The following is an 18,807-nucleotide window of genomic DNA, read 5'->3' as shown; positions in this document are numbered from 1 at the left end:
GGCTTACCTCCCGACCAGGAAACGTGCACCCGCCCACATCAGCAGGCGGCGGGTGAGCATGGACAGCACCAGGTACACGGCAGTGGCCAGGATGAAGGCCTCGAACGCGCGGAAGGTGTTGCTGGAGATGAGGTTGGCGGCATAGCTCAGTTCGGGCGTGGAGATCTGCCCGCACACGGCCGATCCCAGCATCACGATGATGATCTGACTGACCATGGCAGGCCACACCTTTTGCAGCGCGGGTGGCAGCACCACGCGCCGGAAGGTCTGGCCCGGCGTCAGCGCCAGACTATGCGCGGCTTCGATCTGGCCGCGTGGCGTGGCCTCGATGCCCGCGCGGATGATCTCGGCCGAGTACGCGCCCAGGTTGATCACCATGGCCAGCACGGAGGCGAACTCTGGCGAGAGCTTGAGCCCCAGCGCGGGCAGCCCGAAGAACAGGAAAAACAGCTGCACGATGAAGGGCGTGTTGCGCACCAGCTCCACATAGCTGGCCACCGCCCAGCGCAGTGGCAGTGCACGCGGCCCGAGGTTGCGGGCGCGTGCCCAGGCACAGGCCGTGCCCAGCAGCAGGCCCAGCACGGTGCCCACGATGGTCAGGCCAATGGTCCAGAGCACGCCGCGCACCAGCAACGGCCACGAGGACAGCACGGCAGAAAAGTCAAGCGCAATCAGCATGGTGCGAATGCCCTGTGGCGCTTGTCACGCCACGGTCCTGTTCGGTTCTTTCAGCAGGGGCGACAACAGCGATTACAGGGGCAGATCGCCCGCAGGGCGGCCCAGCCACTTGCTGGACATCTTGTCGATGTCGCCGGATTTGCGCGCCTCGGCAATGATTTCGTTCACACGCAGGCGCAGCTTGTCCTCCCCCTTGGCCACGCCGATGAAGTTGGGGCTGTCTTTCAGCAGCAGCTTGTATTCGGTCTGCAGGTTGGGGTTCTTGACCATGATGGTCCCGGCCGTCGATGCGCTGGTGGCAATCGCCTGCGTCTGGCCCGACACGAAAGCCGAGATGCTGGCCGCGTGGTCTTCAAAACGCTTCACGTCCACACCGGGGGGCGCGACCTTGGCCAGTTCCTGGTCTTCCATGGCGCCACGCGTCACGGCCACGCTCTTGCCCGTGAGGTCGGCAAAACTCTTGATGTTCAGGCTCTTGCTGGCAAACACGGCCTGGAAGAACGGCGCATAGGCCGCAGTGAAGTCGATCACCTTTTCGCGCTCGGGGTTCTTGCCCAGCGTGGAGATGACGAGGTCGGCCTTCTGCGTCTGCAGGTAGGGGATACGGTTGGCGCTGGTCACGGGGATCAACTCGACCTTCACGCCCAGCTTGGTGGCGATGTAATTGGCCATCTCGACATCCAGGCCCTGGGGCTTGAGGTCCGTGCCGACAAAGCCGTAGGGCGGGTAGTCGGTGGGAATGGCAATCTTGATTTCCTTGGCCTTGAGGATGTTGTCCAGCGCGTTCTGCGCGTGGGCGGCGGGCGCCATCAGGGCCGCAGACAGGCCTGCGGCGGCGAACACGCCCAGGGTCAGGCGGCGGGTGGACGAGGTGACGGTGCGGACGGTGGTCATAGCAGGGCTCCTAGGTAGGTGGATGCGTCGGCAGGGGCGTCTGGGTCAGACGCTGGGGGGGTGGAACTCTTGGGGGCAGCGCGGGGCTTGCGCGCGCGGGCTGGTGGGGTGGCTTGTGCAGGGCTCTTGCGCACCGGTGCCAGCGCATCGCGCAGCCCGGCCAGCGGGTCGCTGCTGGCCTGCAGGCGCAGGGCCGACTGCACCGTGCCGATGTGCTCGGACATCAGCGCTTCGGCGCGGGCAATGTCGCCTGCCTCCAGCGCCTCGACGATGCGCACATGGTCGGCGCAGCTCTGCGCCGCATCGTGCGACGACTGGTAGAGCATGGCGATGAGCGTGGTGCGCGCCGTGAAGTCGCGCAGCGTGTCGGCCAGCAGGCTGTTGCCCAGGCATTCAGCCAGGCATACGTGGAAGTCGCCCAATAGAAAGCTGCGCATGCCCACGTCGGTGCCCGCCAGCGCGGCCTTTTCGCGCTGCAGATGGCTTTTGAGCTGGCGCAACGCGGCCTTGTCCACCACCTTGAGCTGGTGCAGCAAGCCCAGTTCGATCACGCGGCGCGCCTCGAAGGCCTCGCGCGCTTCGTCTTGCGATGGCTCGATCACATACCAGCCGCGCCGGGCGCTGACGGTGACGATGCCCCGCGTGGCCAGCCGCGTGAGCGCCTCGCGCACGATGGTGCGGCTGCAGTCGAACAGCATGGCCAGTTGCTGCTCGCCCAGGCGGGAGCCGGGCGCGAGTTTTTGCGCCATCACGGCTTCGATGATGCGGTTGCTGATCTCGGTGGCGGTGGTCATTGCCTGCGGTTACGCAGGTTCCGTGCCAACTGGTATACAAGCCGAATGCACCAGTCTGGCGCACGGAGGCTGTGCACCGGGCGGTTCCCTGGCACCACGGACACGCTGCTTTGCATGCAAGTGGTGCGCGCACATCACAAGCGGTGCACGCGCGTGCCCGAAAAGTTGGAAAGGAATAGAGAAAGAAGAACGAGAAAGAAGGCTGGGCACCCGGCTACGCGAGCCCCGCGAGGCGCAGCAGCCAGGGCAGCAGCAATCCGCCGCCCACCGCCACCAGCACTGCCGGATGCCACCACGGCCAGCGCACCGTGCGGTGGTGGCCCAGCGTGCCCTCCACCACCGCCTGGCCCGCCAGCAGCACCAGCCACACCAGCAACAGCACCGCGCCCGGGTTGGCGGCCCAGGCGGCCGCCCAATCGCCCTGGACCAGGGCCGCACACGAATGCGTGCCGCCACACAGCGGGCAGGGCATGCCCGTCAGCGCGCGAAACCCGCAGCCCAGGCCCAGCCCGCCCTGCCCCAGCCACCAGGGCGTAGCGGCCATGGCCAGTGGCCAGCCCAGGCCGAACGCCAGCCGCAGCCGCCGAGCGTTCCCGTCCAGCGTCAGCCAGGCGGGCGATCTGCTCACCGGCACCACTACAGGCCCGGGTCAGAGGGGAGGGAGCGCCACCGGTTCATCGCCCACCAGCTGGCGCGCCATGTAGTAGGAGCCGATGGTGGACAGCGGCAGCGTCAGCAACGCGCCCACCCCGCAGAGCAAAAAGCCCAGCGAACCCACGATGCCCAGCACCAGCGAGCAAAAGAACGCCGAGCCCAGGTTCTTCGTCACGATGCTCCAGGCCTGGTTGAAGGCAGCCACACCATCGCGCTCGCCGCGCGCCACGAGGAACAGCGCCACCGGGGGCAGCGCCATGACCAGCAGGCCGGGGATGAAACACAGCATGAAGCCCAGCGACACCACCAGCGAGCTGATGAGCCCGGCCACAAACGCGGGCACAAAATCGTCAAAGCCCCGGAAGATGTCGCCGGTCTGCACCGCCTCACCGCGCGTCTCGCGCTCGATCATGCGCATATAGCCCACCACCATGGGCCCGGCCAGCAGGCCCGCGCTGATGCTGGCCACCACCATCACCAGCAAGGTGCACACCACATGGGTGATGGCGTTGTTCTTGAAGATGCCCCAGGCACCCGACAGGCAATCCCCCACATTGGCTGAAGCCATGGCAACCCCCTCTGTTTGAAGTCGTCAACAAGACGCCGGACCAGTGTAGCGAGCCACCGCTCCGGCATCTACCTCTGCAGCTACCTCGGCGGCTACTTTGTCAGAGAAGACCGTCCCACAGCGAGAGCCGCACAGGCTCCGGGTGGGGCGCATACGCAGGCGACGCCACATCGAACCGCTGAACCAGCGGTTGCACGCCCGCGTACGGCGCCCATCCGGGGTCGCCCCTTTGTGCAAACGCCACCCAGCCCTGGTGCATGGTCGCAGCCAGCGCGGTGGGTGGCCTGGGCCCTGTCAGTTCCTGCCCCGTGGTGGTGTGGAGGTTGCCGAACACAAATGGCAGCTCCACCCCATGAGCTGCCCCCAGGCGCCCCCGCCATTGCGGCGAAGGCCAGCCAAATTCGTAGGCATGGGCACTGTGGGCCCAGCGGCTGGCCAGTGCGGCAATGCGCTGGGCAGGCACGCGGTAGTAGAAGTCGGACTGCAGGGCACACAGCAGTTCGCCGGGCGTTGGGTGTGTGGGCGGTAATGTGGTGCGCAGGACCTGCACCGCGTGCGCGCCCAAACCCACCTCCTGCGCAAAAGCCAGCACCTGCGCCTCGGTCACGCGGTCCATCGCGCCGCCCGGCACGTGGTACAGGCGCATTTCCTCGGCATTGCTGCCCACCAGCACCTGCAAGTCTGGCGGGTGCGCCGCCCACTGCTGCGCCAGCGCCTGCAGCGGCGACGCAACAAGCACCTGCCCGTCCACCACGGGCCGCAGGGGAAAGAAGTTGCGGATGCCCAGGCCGTGCTGCTGCCGCAGGGCCGGGTCTGCCGCGAGGCGGTGCACCGCGTGCAGCACGGCAGGCCGGGCTGCCGCACCCAGCGCAGCCAGAGAGGGCGCCACCCCCACCAGTGCAGCCACAGCGCGGCGTGCAGCGGCGGCCTCTTGCAGCGTCTGGCACGCCACGCTCGGGCTCTGCAAGATGGCGCGCTGCAAGAGCCCGCGCGATGCGGGCATGCCCAGCACACAGGCCAGTGCGCCCGCACCGGCCGACTGGCCGAACCCCGTGACCTGCGCCGGGTCGCCGCCCCAGGCGGAGATGTGCTCGCGCACCCATTGCAGCGCGGCCAACAGGTCCAGCAGGCCGCGATTGGCGGGCGCTGCGCCGCCCCGCGAACCAGCCTCGTCCTCGAAATGCAGGAAACCGTCGATGCCCAAGCGGTACTGCAGCGACACAAACACCACGCCCTGCCGGGCAAATGAAGCGCCGTCGTACAGCGGCTCGCTGGCCGCGCCGCGAAAGAACCCGCCGCCATGCACCCACACCATCACGGGCAGGCGGGCGCCGGGCTCGGCAGGCGGGGCCCATACGTTCACGGCCAGGCAGTCCTCGCCCCCCAGCATGGGCGCATCCGCACGCGCCGTGCGGGGCAGCTGCGGTGCCATCGGCGCAAACTCGGTGGCATCGCGCACGCCAGGCCACGGTAGCGCTGGCACCGGCGCCGCAAAGCGCAAAGTGCCGCTCGGCGCCTGCGCATATGGCACACCCCGGAACACACGAACACCCTGCTCCCACAGGCCGCGCAGCTGCCCGCCATGGGGCAGCGTGACCAGCGGCGCCGCTGTGCTCGCACTCATTCCGTGGCCAGGCCCAGCTTGTCGATCAGCGGGCGCCACACGGCCGCATCGCGGGCCGCCCAGGTGCGGGCATCGCCGGGTGTGGAAGTGGTCAGTGTGACGTTCATGGCTTCCAGGCGGGACTTGTACTGCGCATCACCACCACGGCATTTTTCGGTGACGGCATTGAGCCGGTTCAGCAGCTCGGGCGAGGTGCCTGCCTTGGCCACCACCGCAATCCACGCAGGCCGCGCCAAGTCGCTGGCGGCGGGCAGGGCCTCGGCGATGGTAGGCACATCGGGCAGCAGCGCCGAGCGCTGGGCACCGAACAGCGCCAGCGGCACCAGCTTACCCGCCTTGACCTGCGCCGCCGCCGTGCCAATCACCAACGTCATCGCATGGATCTGCTGGCCCATGAGCGCAGTCAGGCCCGCACCCTCGCCCACAAAAGGCACATGGGTGCCGGGCACACCCAGCTTGTCCACCAGCGCCGAGGTGAGCAGGTGCGCAGGGCTGCCTTTGCCTGGTGAGCCAAAGTTGATCCCGCCGGGCGTGGACCGCGCCAGCTTCTGCAGGTCAGCCAGGCTGGCGATACCCATGCCGGGCGGCACGGCCAACACCAGGGGCGACGTGCCCAGCACGGCCACACCATCAAAGTCGTGTTGCGGGTCATACGGCGGCTGCTTGTAGACATAGGGCGTGATCGTCATCTGCGACATGCCGATGCTCAGCAGGCTGTAGCCGTCGGCAGGCTGGGACTTGAGGTAGTTGATGGCCAGGATGCCATTAGCCCCGGGCTTGTTCTGCACCACCACGGCCTGGCCCAACTCGCGCGCGGCGCAGTCGGCCCACACGCGCGTCATCGCGTCCGAGCCGCTGCCGGGCGGTTGCTGGGCGATGAGCTGGATGGGCTTGGCTGGGTAGCCGCCCGGCTGCTGCGCCAGGGCGCCACCTGCCATGCTGGCCAATCCGGCAAGCACGCTGAGCGCGAGGGTGCGCGGGGCGCGCAAAGAAGCAGAGGTCATGGTGTGTCTCCTGGTGGTGTTGGGTGTGGGTGCGTGCACTTGGCGTGCAGGCCAGATGCGCCCCACGCACGGCGTGGGCATCTGATATCTGATGGGGGTCAGCGGCGGCGCGTGCGCACCTTCGTGGGCGTGCCCGCAGAGGCTGCTGCGGCCTCGCACCGGGTGGCGATCCAGTCGGCCAGGCAGGCCAGCTGCGCCTGATGGACGGCATCGGGCGCTGATGGCTGTGCAGGCGCAAACAGCTGCAGCATCCCCAGCCCGCGCAGCGACGACAGCACCAGGCCCAGCAGGCCATCGCGGTCGGGCTCTGCCGCCAGCTCGGGGAAGGCTGTGAAGAAGCCTTGGTGCATGCGCGCCTGCACGCTCTGGCGCAGCTCGGCAATGTGGCCCAGCACCTCGGGCTGGTTGCGGCAGCCCAGGTAGATGTTCCAGGCCACGATGAAGCGCGGGTGCGCATAGACCAGACTCCACACCGCCTGCACAAACTTCGCGGCCCGTTCGCGCGCGGGCAGTGCCGCGCTGGGCCAGAGTTCGCCCGAGCGCACGGTGGACTCGATCAGCTCGCTCAGCACATTCATCATCAGCACCGCCTTCGACTCGAAGTGGTGCTGCACTGCGCCCGATGTCATGCCCGCCGACTTGGCCAGCTCGTGGATGGACATCTCCTCCAGGCTGCGATGCTGGATCACATCGATGGCCGTGGCGATCAGGTGCTGGCGGGTGGCGGCGCTGCGCTCGGCATGGGTGCGGCGCACCCCGGCCTTGGGGGAAACACGGTGGTTCATGGCGCTTTCACAATATACATTTCGAACGTAATGTATTTATGCAGCCTTGGACCCACAAGTCCGTGAATACCCGCATCCCCGCACAGGCCCAAGTTGGATCACCCAGAGCCCTTGCACGGGGCCGAACCTAGAATGCTTCTCATTGACCGCACCCACCGGAGACACACACCATGAACGCCCCCACCGCTGCCGCCCACCTGCTGCCCGAAATCAAGCTGCGCGACGTGCCCCAGGCCCTCATCGATGCGCTGCAGGCCCGCTTTGCCGCGCAGTGCTCGCTGGCCCAGGCCGTGCGCGAGCAGCACGGGCGTGACGAAGGCTCGCTGCAGGCCCCACCGCCCAGCGCCGTGGTGTTTGCCGAAAGCACGCAGGATGTGGCCGATGCGGTGAAGCTGGCCAGCCAGTACGAAGTGCCTGTGATCCCTTACGGCGCCGGCTCGTCGCTCGAAGGCCACCTGCTGGCCGTGCAGGGCGGCATCAGCATCGACGTGAGCCGCATGAACCAGGTGCTGAGCATCAATGCCGAAGACCTCACGGTGACCGTGCAGCCCGGCATCACGCGCAAAGCACTGAACGATGCGATCAAGGACACAGGCCTGTTTTTCCCCATCGACCCCGGCGCCGACGCCAGCATTGGCGGCATGGCCGCCACCCGCGCCAGCGGCACCAACGCCGTGCGCTACGGCACCATGCGCGAGAACGTGCTTGCGCTGGAGGTGGTGACCGCCAGCGGCGAAGTCATCCACACCGGCACGCGCGCCAAAAAGAGCAGCGCGGGCTACGACCTCACGCGCCTGATGGTGGGCAGCGAAGGCACGCTGGGCGTCATGACCGAGATCACCGTGCGCCTGTACCCGCTGCCCGAGGCTGTGAGCGCGGCCATCTGCTCGTTCCCGAGCATCGAGGCCGCCGTGCGTACCACCATCCAGACCATCCAGATCGGCGTGCCGATTGCGCGCGTGGAACTCATCGACCACCACACCGTGCGCATGGTGAACGCACACAGCAAACTGACCCTGCGCGAAGAACCCATGCTGCTCATGGAGTTCCACGGCTCACCCGCCAGCGTGAAGGAACAGGCCGAGATGGTGCAAGACATCGCCAGCGAATTCGGCGGCCAGGCCTTCGAATGGGCCAGCACGCCCGAAGAACGCACCCGCCTGTGGACCGCCCGGCACAACGCCTACTTCGCGGCCGTGCAAAGCCGCCCCGGCTGCCGCGCCATCAGCACCGACACCTGCGTGCCCATCAGCCGCCTGGCCGACTGCCTGCTCGAATCGGTGGACGAGGTCGAAGCCAGCGGCATCCCCTACTTCCTCGTCGGCCACGTGGGCGACGGCAACTTCCACTTCGGCTACCTCATCGACCCGAACAGCGCCGAAGAACGCACCAAGGCCGAAGCCATGAACCACACGCTGGTGGCCCGCGCCCTCAGCATGGGCGGCACCTGCACCGGAGAGCACGGCGTGGGCATCCACAAGATGGGCTTTTTGCTGGACGAGACCGGCACGGGCGCGGTGGACATGATGCGCGCCATCAAGCGGGCACTGGACCCGAAGAACATCCTGAACCCGGGGAAAATTTTTGCGCTGTGAGTGGGCCGCCTCGTGAACGGGCTCGCTGACTGGCGCGGCTCGGATTGGAGGTTTTTTGGCACCTGGCGCTTGTCTGACAAGCGCGAAAAGCTATTGTTTCTATAGCATTTGTGGTGCACGGCTCGCTTTCACGCCGCTCGATCTGTCCCAGCGCTCCGCCCCGCTCCCATCGGTTGCTGGAAGCGGCACGCTGGAACCGTGCAGCGTTGGTTGGCCGCATGAAGGGCTTGCGCGCCGCTGTGCTGGTCGGTATCGGTTTCTCGGCGGCTGTCGGCGCGTTGGCACTGGCGGTCCTTCCGCCTGGATGGGCTTCGACCACCTACCTGTGGCCCGGCATCCAAACGGCTGCACTCCTTGTCCACATCACTCCCACTGCGGTGGTGTACTGGCTCGTGCCCGAGGGCGGGGCCCCGGCCTACCTCCTGCACGTACTGACCGGAGCTTTCGTCTCGTGGGCCGTGCTCTTTGCGCTTGCGGCGTTTGCAATTCGGCGTGACGCCAGGGCGCTCCTCATGCGCAGATCACAGGCTCCTAGAATGAGGCAATGATCAAGTACTCCTTCCCAGCTGCGCCGGTGACTTACAGGCCTCCAGCAAACACCCCCGCAGTCCTGGCCAATGAGTTGATCGACTACCAGGCATGCCCGTTGTGCGAGAGCAAAGCCTTTCGTCCGCTGCGCAGTGCGGACTGTTCCCACCACCCTCGCTACAGCCAAGAACTCTCTCACACCATGCATTGGAGCCAATGCGCGGCGTGCCAGCATGTTTTTCGCAGCGGCTACTACACCGAAGCAGCGCTGAATATCGTTTTCCGTGGCACCAACGAATCCCAGGTGGTGGGCTATGACCTGGAGCGGCAGCGCTATGTGTCTGCGCAGATGATTGAAAAAGTGCTGCCCTACCAGACCGGCGGCACGTGGCTGGACGTGGGGTTTGGCAATGCATCGCTTCTGTTCACGGCGCACGAGTACGGCTTCGAGCCTGTGGGCCTGGACCTGCGTCCGCAATCGGTGGAAGAGTTGCGCCGATGGGGCGTGGCAGCCCATTGCCAGGATGTCAAAGGGTTCGAGCTGTCGCGCCCCGCCAGTGTGATCAGCATGGCAGATGTGCTGGAGCACATGCCGTATCCCAAGGTGGGCCTGCATGCCGCCCACCGACTGTTGCAACCGGGTGGCGTGCTGCTGATCTCCATGCCCAACTCCGGCTCCATGGTCTGGAAGGCACTGGATGCCGGCAATGCGAACCCGTACTGGGGTGAAATTGAGCACTATCACAACTTCGACCGCGACCGTCTGTATGCATTGCTGGCCGAATGTGGCTTCAAGCCCGTGCGCTATGGCATCAGCCAGCGGTACCGCGTCTGTATGGAAGTGATTGCGGTGAAAGCCTAGGCACGCGGTACACACAACGCGCGCCTACGGTCGGCATGACCCACGGAAGTCCTGACCAACTACCCCTGCGCGAAACACGCCGCAGGGCGTGGATCGACTGGATGCGGTGGCCGTTGGACACGCAGGAGGGGCCAGAATGCGCGGCTCGTCCTCTTGCAGACGCTTCCTGGTGAGAAAACCATATGCAGGCCCTCCATCCCACAAAACACCGCTTTCGTATTGAGCTGGTCGCCGAACACCAGCATGCATCACTGGTCGACCTGCTGTGCGAACTGCACGCCTTCTACAACCAAGGCGCCACACCCCCTCGGCAGGTGGTGATGGAGCATCTTCGCCAGAACCTCTTGGCGCCCGGCTCCGCCCAGCGTTTGCTGGTGGCTTCGCGCAGCGATGGCGTTGTGGTGGGCCTGGCGGCGTTCTCGCTGGTGTATTCGTTGGTCGAATTTGCAGAGGACCAGCGCAGACACTGCCAGCTCAAAGAGTTGTATGTAAGTTCGGCCGCAAGAAGCCAGGGCGCGGGCCGGGCGCTCATGCACGGGCTCGCCCGATATGCCATGGAACACGGCTGCCGCCGCATCGACTGGCCTGTGAAGGCTTCAAACTCCCGGGGGATCCTGTTCTACGAAAGCCTGGGTGCCGAGCGCGTGGCCGAACGGCTGAGCTACCGGCTCACGGAGCCCGCACTGGGCCGGCTGGTACTCGAAAGTGGATGTGCCGACGTGCGGTCTGCGCAGAGCTAAGCTGCACTGAACATCGGAGATCTCCACCTTGTTTCGCTCTTTCGTACTCCTGCTGTCCCTGCTGGGCAGCGCCGCCTTCGGCGGGTTGCTCATGGTATCGCTGCTGCAACCTACCTGGATTGAACACGGTGCGCGCGAGCTGATCCGCCAGCAGATCGAGCACAAGACGGGCGAAAAGCTCCGGGCCCTGGACGAACGCTTTCTGAGCGCCCAGGCGCGGGTCTTCTTGCGCGGCAAGGAGCAGGAGATCGACGCCGCGCGCAAGGCGCTGTCTGCGGGCCTGCCCGCCCGGGTCGCGGCCATTGCGGCCGAGATGGGGATTCCGGCGTGCGAGTGCCGCAAACGGCGGCAACAACGGCTGGAACTGCAGATTGGCACCGCACAGCAGATGCAGGCCCAGCTCGATGCGCTGATCCGCAGCGCCTACATGGACACGGCCGAAAAGCTGTTGCGCGAATTGCGCATCTTCAGCGGTGCCAATGCCCTGGCATTCGCCCTGCTGGGCCTGGCCGCATGGCGGCGACCCCACGGCGCCCGTGGGGTATCGCTGGTGCCGGCCACCGCAACCCTCCTTCTGGCCACGCTGGCAAGCAGCGCCATCTACCTTTGGGGCCAGAACTGGCTGCACACCGTCGTGTTCGGCAGCTACGTGGGCTGGGCGCAGCTGGCATACATCGCGCTGGTGTACGCGTGGCTGTGCGATCTGCTGTTGAACCGGGCGCGGGTCAGCCTGCACCTGTGCCAGGGCAGCATGAGTGGCGCTGTGTCCCCTTGCTGAAGGCTTGCCCCTCCTGCGGATCTCTCCCGTCTCCGCATCCGCCGCCGGTGGGTGCTGACCCGGCAGCAAATCTGGGTGGCAACCCCCTTTCTCCTGCGCTGGTGCAGACCACCACAGTTCGAAACGCGGCCATGGCGAGGCTTGCCCGGCAGCACGGCCGTCGTAGCCGGGAGCGCAGGCTCCCGTCAGGTGTGCACTGATCGTGAATCTGCGGGAGCCTGATTGCGGTCGTGCATGCCGTAGTCGCGCACCACGGCGGCGACGCGCAGGCGGTAGTTGTCGAAGATCCGCTCGCGGCCGGCTTTCTGCGTGGCGCGGTGGGCTTCCATCTGGCGCCATTGCGCCACTGCCTCCTCGTCACGCCAGAACGAAAGCGACAGCAGTTTGCCGGGAGCACTGAGGCTCTCGAACCGTTCGATAGAGATAAACCCGTCGATCTGCTCCAGCAAAGGCCGCAACGCAGCGGCAGCGCCCAGATAAGCGTCCTGCTGGCCCGGAGCGGGCTGTACCTCGAAAATGACGGCCATCATGCGCTGATCTCCAGTGGGTGTGCGGGCAGGTCCAGCGTGCCTTCCACGCCCTGCGTGAACGTGCGCTCCTCGCGCAGGATGAAGCGCTTTTCCTGCGCCATGGCGAAGTTGGCACGGCCTTCGGGGTCGGAGCGCAGGCGGGCGCGGTAGGCCTCGTAGGCAGCCAGCGACTCAAAGCCGATGAGCCCCCAGGCCTCGTAGTTGCTGCCCTCGTGCGGCAAAAAATAGCCGATCAGGTGGCCCCCGCAGCGCGGGATGATCTGGCCCCAGCGGCGCGCGTATTCGGCGAACAGCTCGCGCTGGAAGGGGTCGATGTCGTAGCGGATAAAGCAGGTGATCATGGTGTTCAGACGTCGTTGGTGGACAGGGCTTCACGATAGGCGGTTGACGTCCTTCGATGGTTCGCCCAAGATCGAACCATGAAAGATGGCCCCCACATCGCGCGCATTGCCGCGCTCATTGGCGACAGCGCGCGCGCCGAAGTCCTCACGGCCCTGATGGCCGACCGCGCACTCACGGCCACCGAACTGGCGGCGGTGGCAGGCGTGACCAAGCAGACCATCAGTGCCCACCTGGCCAAGCTGCTCGATGCGGGCCTGCTGACCGTCGAGCACCAGGGCCGCCACCGCTACTTCCGGCTGGCTGATCGCGATGTGGCGCACCTGCTGGAATCGCTCATGAACGTGGCCTTCCGCGCCGGTGCCGTGCGCCTGCGCGCAAGCCCCCGGGAGCCCGCGTTGCGCCGCGCGCGCATGTGCTACGACCACCTGGCCGGCGAAGTGGGCGTGCAGTTCTACGAAGCCCTGGTGCGCCAGGGGCTGCTGGACGCCACGCCCCAGGGTGCAGCGGTGACGCCCGCAGGCGCGCAGTGGTTTGCCCAGGTGGACATTGACACCACGGCACTGGCGCAGCAGCGGCGCATGCTGTGCCGCCCTTGCCTGGACTGGAGCGAGCGCCGCCACCATCTGGGCGGCGCGCTGGGCGCTGCGTTGCTGCAACGCCTGTTCGACGGCGGATGGGCGCACCGGGCACAGGGCTCGCGCGTCGTGCACTTCACCGCCAAGGGCGAACTGGCGCTGCGCCAGTGGCTGGCAACCAGCCCAGAGACACCACCATCCACCGCCATTCGCGGCCCCGAACAATGATGAAGACCTTGTTGCTCTTCATCGCCACCGCCCTGGCTGAAATTGTGGGTTGCTACCTGCCCTGGCTGTGGCTCAAACAGGGCAAACCGATGTGGCTGCTGCTCCCTGCAGCGCTGAGCCTCGCCCTGTTCGCGTGGCTGCTCACGCTGCATGACACCGCAGGCGCGGGGCGCGTGTATGCGGCCTATGGCGGGGTCTATATCGGCGCGGCGCTGGCCTGGTTGTGGGTGGTCGATGGCATCCGGCCCACGCCCTGGGATGTGGTGGGGGTGCTGGTCGCGCTGGCGGGCATGGCGATCATCATGCTGCAGCCCGCGCGCTAACGCCCGCGCACTCTGCGTGCCCGCAGTGCTCGGTGCTCACAGCTGGCACGCGCGTCACTGCAACTCCTGGTAACAACCTCCACATCTGCTACATCGGTGTTTTATAAGCAGTGATTTCTCAACTTTCACAAGACTGTCCATGCGCACTTCGACCGAGAAGGTTTCCTCTGCCCTCACTCGCCGCCACTTTGCCCTGTGGATGACGGCCTCTGGTTTGTCGGCCTGCGGCGGTGGCGGGGGAGAGGTTGCCCCCGCGCCAGCCCCACCGCCCGGTCCCGCGCCGGGGCCAGCCTCGCTCAGTTTGATGGCGGGCGCATTGGGCGGCTCAGGTTTTCTGTCTGGCGCGTTGGCCGATGCACGTTTGCCCCCAGTGATGGCGGGACATGCCTTCAACAGCAAGGGCGATCTTTGGTTCGTTGGCAGGTACGGCCGTGAACAAAAAGTAGGAAGGATCACCCCAGAAGGTACGCTGTCGTACTTTGCGTTCAACCAACAGGTGCCCGTGAATTTCGGGGTCTTTGATGCGCAAGACCGGTACGTGATCGCCCATGCTGCGGTGGGCGATTCCAGCACTGTGGTTTCGTTCTTCGACAATGAAACGCTGGTGACGCTGGCAGGCCAACCCAACGCCACCACCATGCAGGATGGCAAAGGCCCTGCGGCGCAGATCCTCTGGTTCGGGAACCCGCTGCTGGCGGGCGATGGGCTGGTGTACTTTCTGGACCGCGATGCTGGCGCCACCAACTACACGCTGCGAACTTTGGCCTCCGATGGAACCGTGGTTTCCTTGCTGCCAGTGCCCAATAACAGCCGCTTGATCGTATCCCCCACTGGGGCAGTGCGCAGGTTTACCGATGATTTTCAGAACAACCGCGTGCAATGGGCGGAACTGGCGAGGGCCCCGTCAGGCCCAGACTTCTGGGAAGTCCTGCCGAACAACTGGAGAAGTGTGGCCCACGCCGAACCCTTCGCGCCCGTCAAAGGCAGCATCGACATGTACTGGGGCTTTGACGCTGCGTTCAACACGATGGCCCACTACGCGCTGGATGGCACGCGCACGGACGTCTGGCACCTGCCAGGGCGGGTGGATGCGGCGGTGTCCAACCCCCTCACCGGACACTTGGTGGCGCATGCGTGGCGGGGCCCTCTGGACGAATCCTCCATCGAGAGCCCCGGCGTGCTCTTGGTGCTGGACAGGGTGAAAACACCGACCGCTGTGCCGCAACCTTGGGTCGGCCTGGCCGACCAACGCGGACACGCGGACAGCAGTGGCGACGGGGCGCGATTTGACTTTGAGCGGGGTGCCCACGCCACCTCGGAAGCATCGGGCCCGCTGTATGTGGCAGTGGGGGCTCAGATCCGATTGCCCGGTACGCCGCCGCAGTCGGTCCCTACGCCGCTGCGCACGGTCACACCGGCGGGCCAAGTGACTTCGATGCCTGTCACCTACCCTTCCAGCTTTCGGCTGTTGTCCAGCGCATATGGCTACCTCGTGACCTACGACCAGGACACCAAGACACTGCTGCGCGCACCCAGGGGCGGGGCCGGCACGGCCTGGGAGCCTTGGGCCAAGAGCAGTCTCCTGGACAGCATGAGCCCGTCCAACGACCTGGGCTTGTCCGCGCTGCGGGCCGACACAACCGGCCTGCTGTGGTTTGCCACGCGGGTCCGCCCAATTCCGCTTAGTTGGATGCCCTTCAAAAACTCCGGCGTCTCGCTGATCGGCACCATCAGCGCTGCGGGGCAGGTGCAAGTGGTGGTGGGCGACCCGCAACTCATCCACTCTCCCGACAACTACCCCCTGCTGGATCAACGCCCCTGGCACATGGACGTGACGGACCTCGCCTTCGAGGGTGGCAACTCGCCCGTGTCGTGGGTGCTGTGCAACCGGCCCGTGCTGACCGCGGACCGCAAGGGCGTGCAGCACCACGTGCCCGAACTGGTGCGCCTGGAAGGCACTACGCGCCAGTCCTTTGCCCTGCCCCCGGTAAGTGGAACCGATGCGTATTCGATGCACTACCACAAGCTCTGCACCCTGCCTGGTCGGCCCGGCGAGGTGTTCATCATCTCCAACGCCTGCGCCGTGTACCGCTGGACCGTTGCCAAGGGCTTGGAGCTGGTGGCCGGGCAGGCCGACCCGACGCCCGGCGGCGTACGCCTGGGCTCCTTGCCCGCCAGCCTGAACATAGTGAAATTCATCAGCCCAGGCCCGGATGCCAACAGCCTGTACGTGGGCAGTGAAAACAGCGTGCTGCGGCTGAATCTGCCAGCGTGAGCGCGCCGCGAAAGGCCGTCCGTCAGCGGACGGCCTTTCGCCCCCCTGCCCGTCAGTTCACCTTGATCAAACGCCAGTCAATCCGGTTGTCCGGCCGCTGTACCAGCTCCACGTTTTTCTTCATGGCCCAGGCCAGCATCTGGTTGTGCAGGGGGATGTGTGCCACGGTGTCGTTCTGCAGCTGCAGGCCTTCGGTGAGCAGGCGGTTTCGCACGGGCAGGTCGGTTTCGGTCTTCACACGGTCCACGATGTAGTCCATGCGTTCATTGGTGTAGCGGCCCAGGTTGTAGTTGCCGTCGCCGCCCGTGGTCTTGGTGCGGACGAGTGACTGCAGGGTGTACAGCGCATCGAATGTAGGCACACCCCAGCTGAGCAGCGCAATGCTGGCCTCGTGCCGCTGTGCCATGGGGTAGTAGGTGACTGCTGGCAGCGTGCGCAGCTTGGCCTTCACGCCAATGCGCGACCACATGGAGGTGATCGCCTGGCACAGCTCTTCGTCCTGCACGATGGCGTTGTTGCTGCAGGCAAAGTCCACCTCGAAGCCGTCTTTGTAGCCTGCCTCGGCCAGCAAGGCCTTCGCGGCATTGGCGTCAAAGGGCAGGCGCTTGTCCACGGCTTCCGTCCAGCCATTGACCAGCGGCGACACGATGGCTCCGGTGGGTTTGGACATGCCGCGCATGGTCACGCGCTGCAGCGTGGCGCTGTCGATGGCCTGGTAGAGCGCCTTGCGCACGCGCAGGTCCTTGAGCGGGTTCTTGCCCTTGATGTTGCTGCCCACCAGCTCTTCGCGGAACTGGTCCATGGCGAGGTACACGGTGCGGTTCTCCACCATCTCCATGACCTTGAGGGCGGGGTTGGCCTTGATGCGGGCGAGATCCTGAATGCTGGTGTCGCGCACCATGTCCACCTCGCCCGACAGCAGCGCGGCGATGCGCGTGGCTTCGGACTTGATGGGGGTGTAGGTGATCTCCGTGACGTTGCCTTCGGCCTTGCCTGCATTCCACCAGTGGGGGTTGGCCGCGAACACGATCTTCTGGTCGGGCACCCATTCCTTGAGCACGAAGGGGCCGGTGCCCATGGCATTGCGATGCGAATAGGTCTCGTCCTTGGCCTTGATGTCCTTGGGCTCGACCGAGTTGTACTTCTCGGCCCAGGCCTTGCTCATCACGCGCAGCTCGGTGAGCTGGTTCAGTATCACCGGGTTGGGGTTCTTCAGGAAGATGTCAATGGTCTCGCCGTCCACCTTGGCGATGCGGTCCATGCCCTGGGTGTAGATAGAGTAGGTGGAGGTCTTGCTCATCGCGCGCTGCAGCGAATAGACCACGTCATCGGCCGTCATGGCCGAGCCGTCGCTGAACTTCACCCCCTGGCGCAGCTTCACGCGCAGCTGCGTGGGGCTGACCTGCTGCCACGAGGTGGCCAGCAGTGGCTCGACCTTGAGCGTGCGGCTGTTGAACATCACCAGCGACTCATACACAGCCGCATGGATGCCATTGCCCAGGGCGCTGTTTTGCGAATGGATGTCCATGGTCTGGATGTCGCTGGAGCCTGCCCACTTGAACGGTTTTGCCGACGCGGTGGGAGCAACGGTTGCCAGGGCCAGGGTAGCGGCCGCAAGCAGGGAACGCTTGAATTGCATGGCGAAATTTCCTTGATGAAATAGGAGAAACGGCAATATGCAGCAGGAAACAGGCCAGCCCAAGCCCCCACGCGCCATGTGTGGCACCGGCGATGCAAGCCCCGTGTCGGGACCGATTGCGCGCCGGGTGCGGCTGGGATAAAAGGGCCGTGGCAGGCCGGTGCACCGGCTACGGCACTGACCGCACCGGGTAGCGCACGCCATCGCGCTCAACGCCCACCTGCAGCAGGTTGATCACCCCCATCACGTCGTCCACCAGCCACACGGCTTTCTCCAGCGCCTCAGCCTGCGCCTGCGACCGCACACAACCCATCAGTGTCACCAGCCGCCGCTCGCCCAACACCCACACGCTGGTGTCGTCAAAACGGCCATCCTGCTGGATGTAGCGCTGCACGCGCGGGATGATCTCGGCGTCGTACAGGTACGAGTTGGGCAGGCGGCAGCGCCCCACGCGGTGGCAGCTGCCGCCGTGTTGCGATCGCACATGCGCCAGCTCGCGCACCTCGGCCTCGGTGTAGAGCGGGCCTTCAGGCACGGGGCAAGCCGGGATGGCGCTGGTGACCTGCACAAAGGGGTCGTTGAAGGCATTGGTGCGCGGGGCGGGGTTGCCAGCCACCTGGGCAGTGGTCAGGAATGGGGCCATGGCGACGGCCACCAACAACGCCATGACGAACCGGCGGAACACACAAACACGGCGCATGAATCGTTCCTTCCTGAAGATGGTCACAGCGCGGCTACAGCACGATCTGGTACCGCGCAAACTCTCTGCTGCCTTTGCGCACACAGTCGTTCAGGGTAAAACCAAAGCCCTCATACAGCCTTCGCAGCGGTTGCCGGTCGGCCACGCAGTCCAGCCGCAGATAGCGCAGGCCCAGGCTGCCTGCGTGCTGGCACCCAAATGCCAGCAGTGCCGTAGATACCCCCTGCCCCGCCCAAGCACGCCGCACGGCCAGCTTGTGCAAGAACGCGGAGGTGCCCGGTTCAGCGTCCGGCCAGAAGACTGGGTCTTCGCGCTGGAAGCGCACCACACCAACTACAGCTTCGCTCGCTTTGGCGACCACATACAACCCGCCATCCACATCACGCTGCACGCTGTCATCTGTGAAATCAGACACGAGCCAGAGCGGAATTTTTTGATCGACCAACCACTGCGCGGCCTCGCGCAACACGGCAGCAATGGCAACGGCGTCTGACGGGCGGGCGATTTCGGTGCGCATACAAAAGCGGTGTTGGCCTGCAGACAGGGTGAAGCTGCACAAGATGATGGGACGAGGCGTTGACCGCGCTGACGGAATGAATCACGTCCAGCGCAATTGCTCACATATTTATAGCTGCCAGCACTCATCATATAAGCGCTAGCAGCCATTTTTATTCAAATTTTAGTCATGAAG

20 protein-coding genes are annotated in these 18,807 nt (G+C 65.7%); 7 read left to right on the top strand and 13 right to left on the bottom strand.

The features are described from left to right. Nucleotides 1-3 precede the first annotated feature (3 nt). From KW832_RS20150 to KW832_RS20115, 8 genes are all read right to left on the bottom strand, one after another. Nucleotides 4-678 carry an amino acid ABC transporter permease gene (locus tag KW832_RS20150; protein WP_055396173.1) on the bottom strand — a complete coding sequence of 225 codons (675 nt, stop codon included), beginning with the start codon at nt 676-678 and terminating at the stop codon, nt 4-6. A 72-nt stretch (nt 679-750) separates the two neighbouring features. Next, nucleotides 751-1,572 carry a transporter substrate-binding domain-containing protein gene (locus tag KW832_RS20145; protein WP_055396171.1) on the bottom strand — a complete coding sequence of 274 codons (822 nt, stop codon included), beginning with the start codon at nt 1,570-1,572 and terminating at the stop codon, nt 751-753. Then, nucleotides 1,569-2,366 carry a GntR family transcriptional regulator gene (locus tag KW832_RS20140; protein ID WP_121507979.1) on the bottom strand — a complete coding sequence of 266 codons (798 nt, stop codon included), beginning with the start codon at nt 2,364-2,366 and terminating at the stop codon, nt 1,569-1,571. The genes KW832_RS20145 and KW832_RS20140 overlap by 4 nt, the downstream gene beginning before the upstream one ends. Before the next feature lie 214 nt (nt 2,367-2,580). Beyond that, nucleotides 2,581-2,994: a DUF2752 domain-containing protein gene (locus tag KW832_RS20135; RefSeq protein ID WP_370628762.1), complete on the bottom strand. Its 414-nt coding sequence runs from the start codon at nt 2,992-2,994 to the stop codon at nt 2,581-2,583. A gap of 21 nt (nt 2,995-3,015) precedes the next feature. Then, complete coding sequence (locus KW832_RS20130; RefSeq protein WP_218301359.1) at nt 3,016-3,588, bottom strand: hypothetical protein; 573 nt, start codon at nt 3,586-3,588, stop codon at nt 3,016-3,018. Nucleotides 3,589-3,688: 100 nt separating this feature from the next. Further along, on the bottom strand, nt 3,689-5,212 hold the full coding sequence (locus KW832_RS20125; protein WP_218301360.1) for a carboxylesterase/lipase family protein: 1,524 nt from the start codon (nt 5,210-5,212) through the stop codon (nt 3,689-3,691). After that, complete coding sequence (locus KW832_RS20120) at nt 5,209-6,216, bottom strand: tripartite tricarboxylate transporter substrate binding protein (RefSeq protein WP_218301361.1); 1,008 nt, start codon at nt 6,214-6,216, stop codon at nt 5,209-5,211. The genes KW832_RS20125 and KW832_RS20120 overlap by 4 nt, the downstream gene beginning before the upstream one ends. 98 nt (nt 6,217-6,314) lie before the next feature. Next, nucleotides 6,315-7,001: a TetR/AcrR family transcriptional regulator gene (locus tag KW832_RS20115; protein WP_218301362.1), complete on the bottom strand. Its 687-nt coding sequence runs from the start codon at nt 6,999-7,001 to the stop codon at nt 6,315-6,317. Nucleotides 7,002-7,171: 170 nt separating this feature from the next. On the opposite strand from KW832_RS20115, the gene KW832_RS20110 reads away from it, so the two are divergent. The 4 genes from KW832_RS20110 (at nt 7,172) to KW832_RS20095 (ending at nt 11,504) form a co-directional block, all read left to right on the top strand. Further along, nucleotides 7,172-8,596: an FAD-binding oxidoreductase gene (locus KW832_RS20110; protein ID WP_218301363.1), complete on the top strand. Its 1,425-nt coding sequence runs from the start codon at nt 7,172-7,174 to the stop codon at nt 8,594-8,596. Between the two features lie 730 nt (nt 8,597-9,326). Then, nucleotides 9,327-9,986 carry a class I SAM-dependent methyltransferase gene (locus KW832_RS20105; protein ID WP_055396210.1) on the top strand — a complete coding sequence of 220 codons (660 nt, stop codon included), beginning with the start codon at nt 9,327-9,329 and terminating at the stop codon, nt 9,984-9,986. Nucleotides 9,987-10,168: 182 nt separating this feature from the next. Next, nucleotides 10,169-10,726: a GNAT family N-acetyltransferase gene (locus KW832_RS20100; RefSeq protein WP_218301364.1), complete on the top strand. Its 558-nt coding sequence runs from the start codon at nt 10,169-10,171 to the stop codon at nt 10,724-10,726. 28 nt (nt 10,727-10,754) lie between these two features. Beyond that, nucleotides 10,755-11,504, top strand: coding sequence for a hypothetical protein (locus KW832_RS20095; RefSeq protein WP_218301365.1), 750 nt, complete (start codon nt 10,755-10,757; stop codon nt 11,502-11,504). A gap of 185 nt (nt 11,505-11,689) precedes the next feature. On the opposite strand, the gene KW832_RS20090 is transcribed toward KW832_RS20095, so the two are convergent. Together KW832_RS20090 and KW832_RS20085 are read right to left on the bottom strand one after the other, a co-directional pair. Continuing rightward, nucleotides 11,690-12,034 (bottom strand): antibiotic biosynthesis monooxygenase, encoded by a 345-nt coding sequence (locus KW832_RS20090; protein WP_055396150.1) that lies wholly within the window; start codon nt 12,032-12,034, stop codon nt 11,690-11,692. Further along, nucleotides 12,031-12,375 carry an NIPSNAP family protein gene (locus KW832_RS20085; protein WP_010465174.1) on the bottom strand — a complete coding sequence of 115 codons (345 nt, stop codon included), beginning with the start codon at nt 12,373-12,375 and terminating at the stop codon, nt 12,031-12,033. The genes KW832_RS20090 and KW832_RS20085 overlap by 4 nt, the downstream gene beginning before the upstream one ends. Before the next feature lie 78 nt (nt 12,376-12,453). Between KW832_RS20085 and KW832_RS20080 the strand changes: the two genes are divergently transcribed. From KW832_RS20080 to KW832_RS20070, 3 genes are all read left to right on the top strand, one after another. Then, nucleotides 12,454-13,179: a helix-turn-helix transcriptional regulator gene (locus KW832_RS20080; RefSeq protein ID WP_218301366.1), complete on the top strand. Its 726-nt coding sequence runs from the start codon at nt 12,454-12,456 to the stop codon at nt 13,177-13,179. Continuing rightward, a complete protein-coding gene (locus KW832_RS20075) occupies nt 13,179-13,502 on the top strand; it encodes a YnfA family protein (protein WP_218301367.1) in 324 nt (107 codons plus the stop codon). The genes KW832_RS20080 and KW832_RS20075 overlap by 1 nt, the downstream gene beginning before the upstream one ends. A 139-nt stretch (nt 13,503-13,641) precedes the next feature. Next, nucleotides 13,642-15,777 (top strand): hypothetical protein, encoded by a 2,136-nt coding sequence (locus KW832_RS20070; RefSeq protein ID WP_304505084.1) that lies wholly within the window; start codon nt 13,642-13,644, stop codon nt 15,775-15,777. Nucleotides 15,778-15,829: 52 nt separating this feature from the next. Here the strand turns inward: KW832_RS20070 and KW832_RS20065 are convergent, their stop codons facing one another. From KW832_RS20065 to KW832_RS20055, 3 genes are all read right to left on the bottom strand, one after another. Beyond that, nucleotides 15,830-17,416: an ABC transporter substrate-binding protein gene (locus KW832_RS20065; protein ID WP_218301368.1), complete on the bottom strand. Its 1,587-nt coding sequence runs from the start codon at nt 17,414-17,416 to the stop codon at nt 15,830-15,832. A gap of 169 nt (nt 17,417-17,585) precedes the next feature. Beyond that, complete coding sequence (locus KW832_RS20060) at nt 17,586-18,116, bottom strand: BON domain-containing protein (RefSeq protein WP_218301369.1); 531 nt, start codon at nt 18,114-18,116, stop codon at nt 17,586-17,588. Nucleotides 18,117-18,150: 34 nt separating this feature from the next. Then, on the bottom strand, nt 18,151-18,633 hold the full coding sequence (locus KW832_RS20055) for a GNAT family N-acetyltransferase (RefSeq protein WP_176887722.1): 483 nt from the start codon (nt 18,631-18,633) through the stop codon (nt 18,151-18,153). Nucleotides 18,634-18,807 lie beyond the last annotated feature (174 nt).

Source organism: Acidovorax sp. sif0632, assembly GCF_019218805.1.
GTDB classification, from domain to species: Bacteria; Pseudomonadota; Gammaproteobacteria; order Burkholderiales; family Burkholderiaceae_C; genus Acidovorax; species Acidovorax facilis.
The sequence above is the reverse complement of the archived record's forward strand: the minus strand, read 5'-3'. Positions and strand labels throughout refer to the sequence as shown.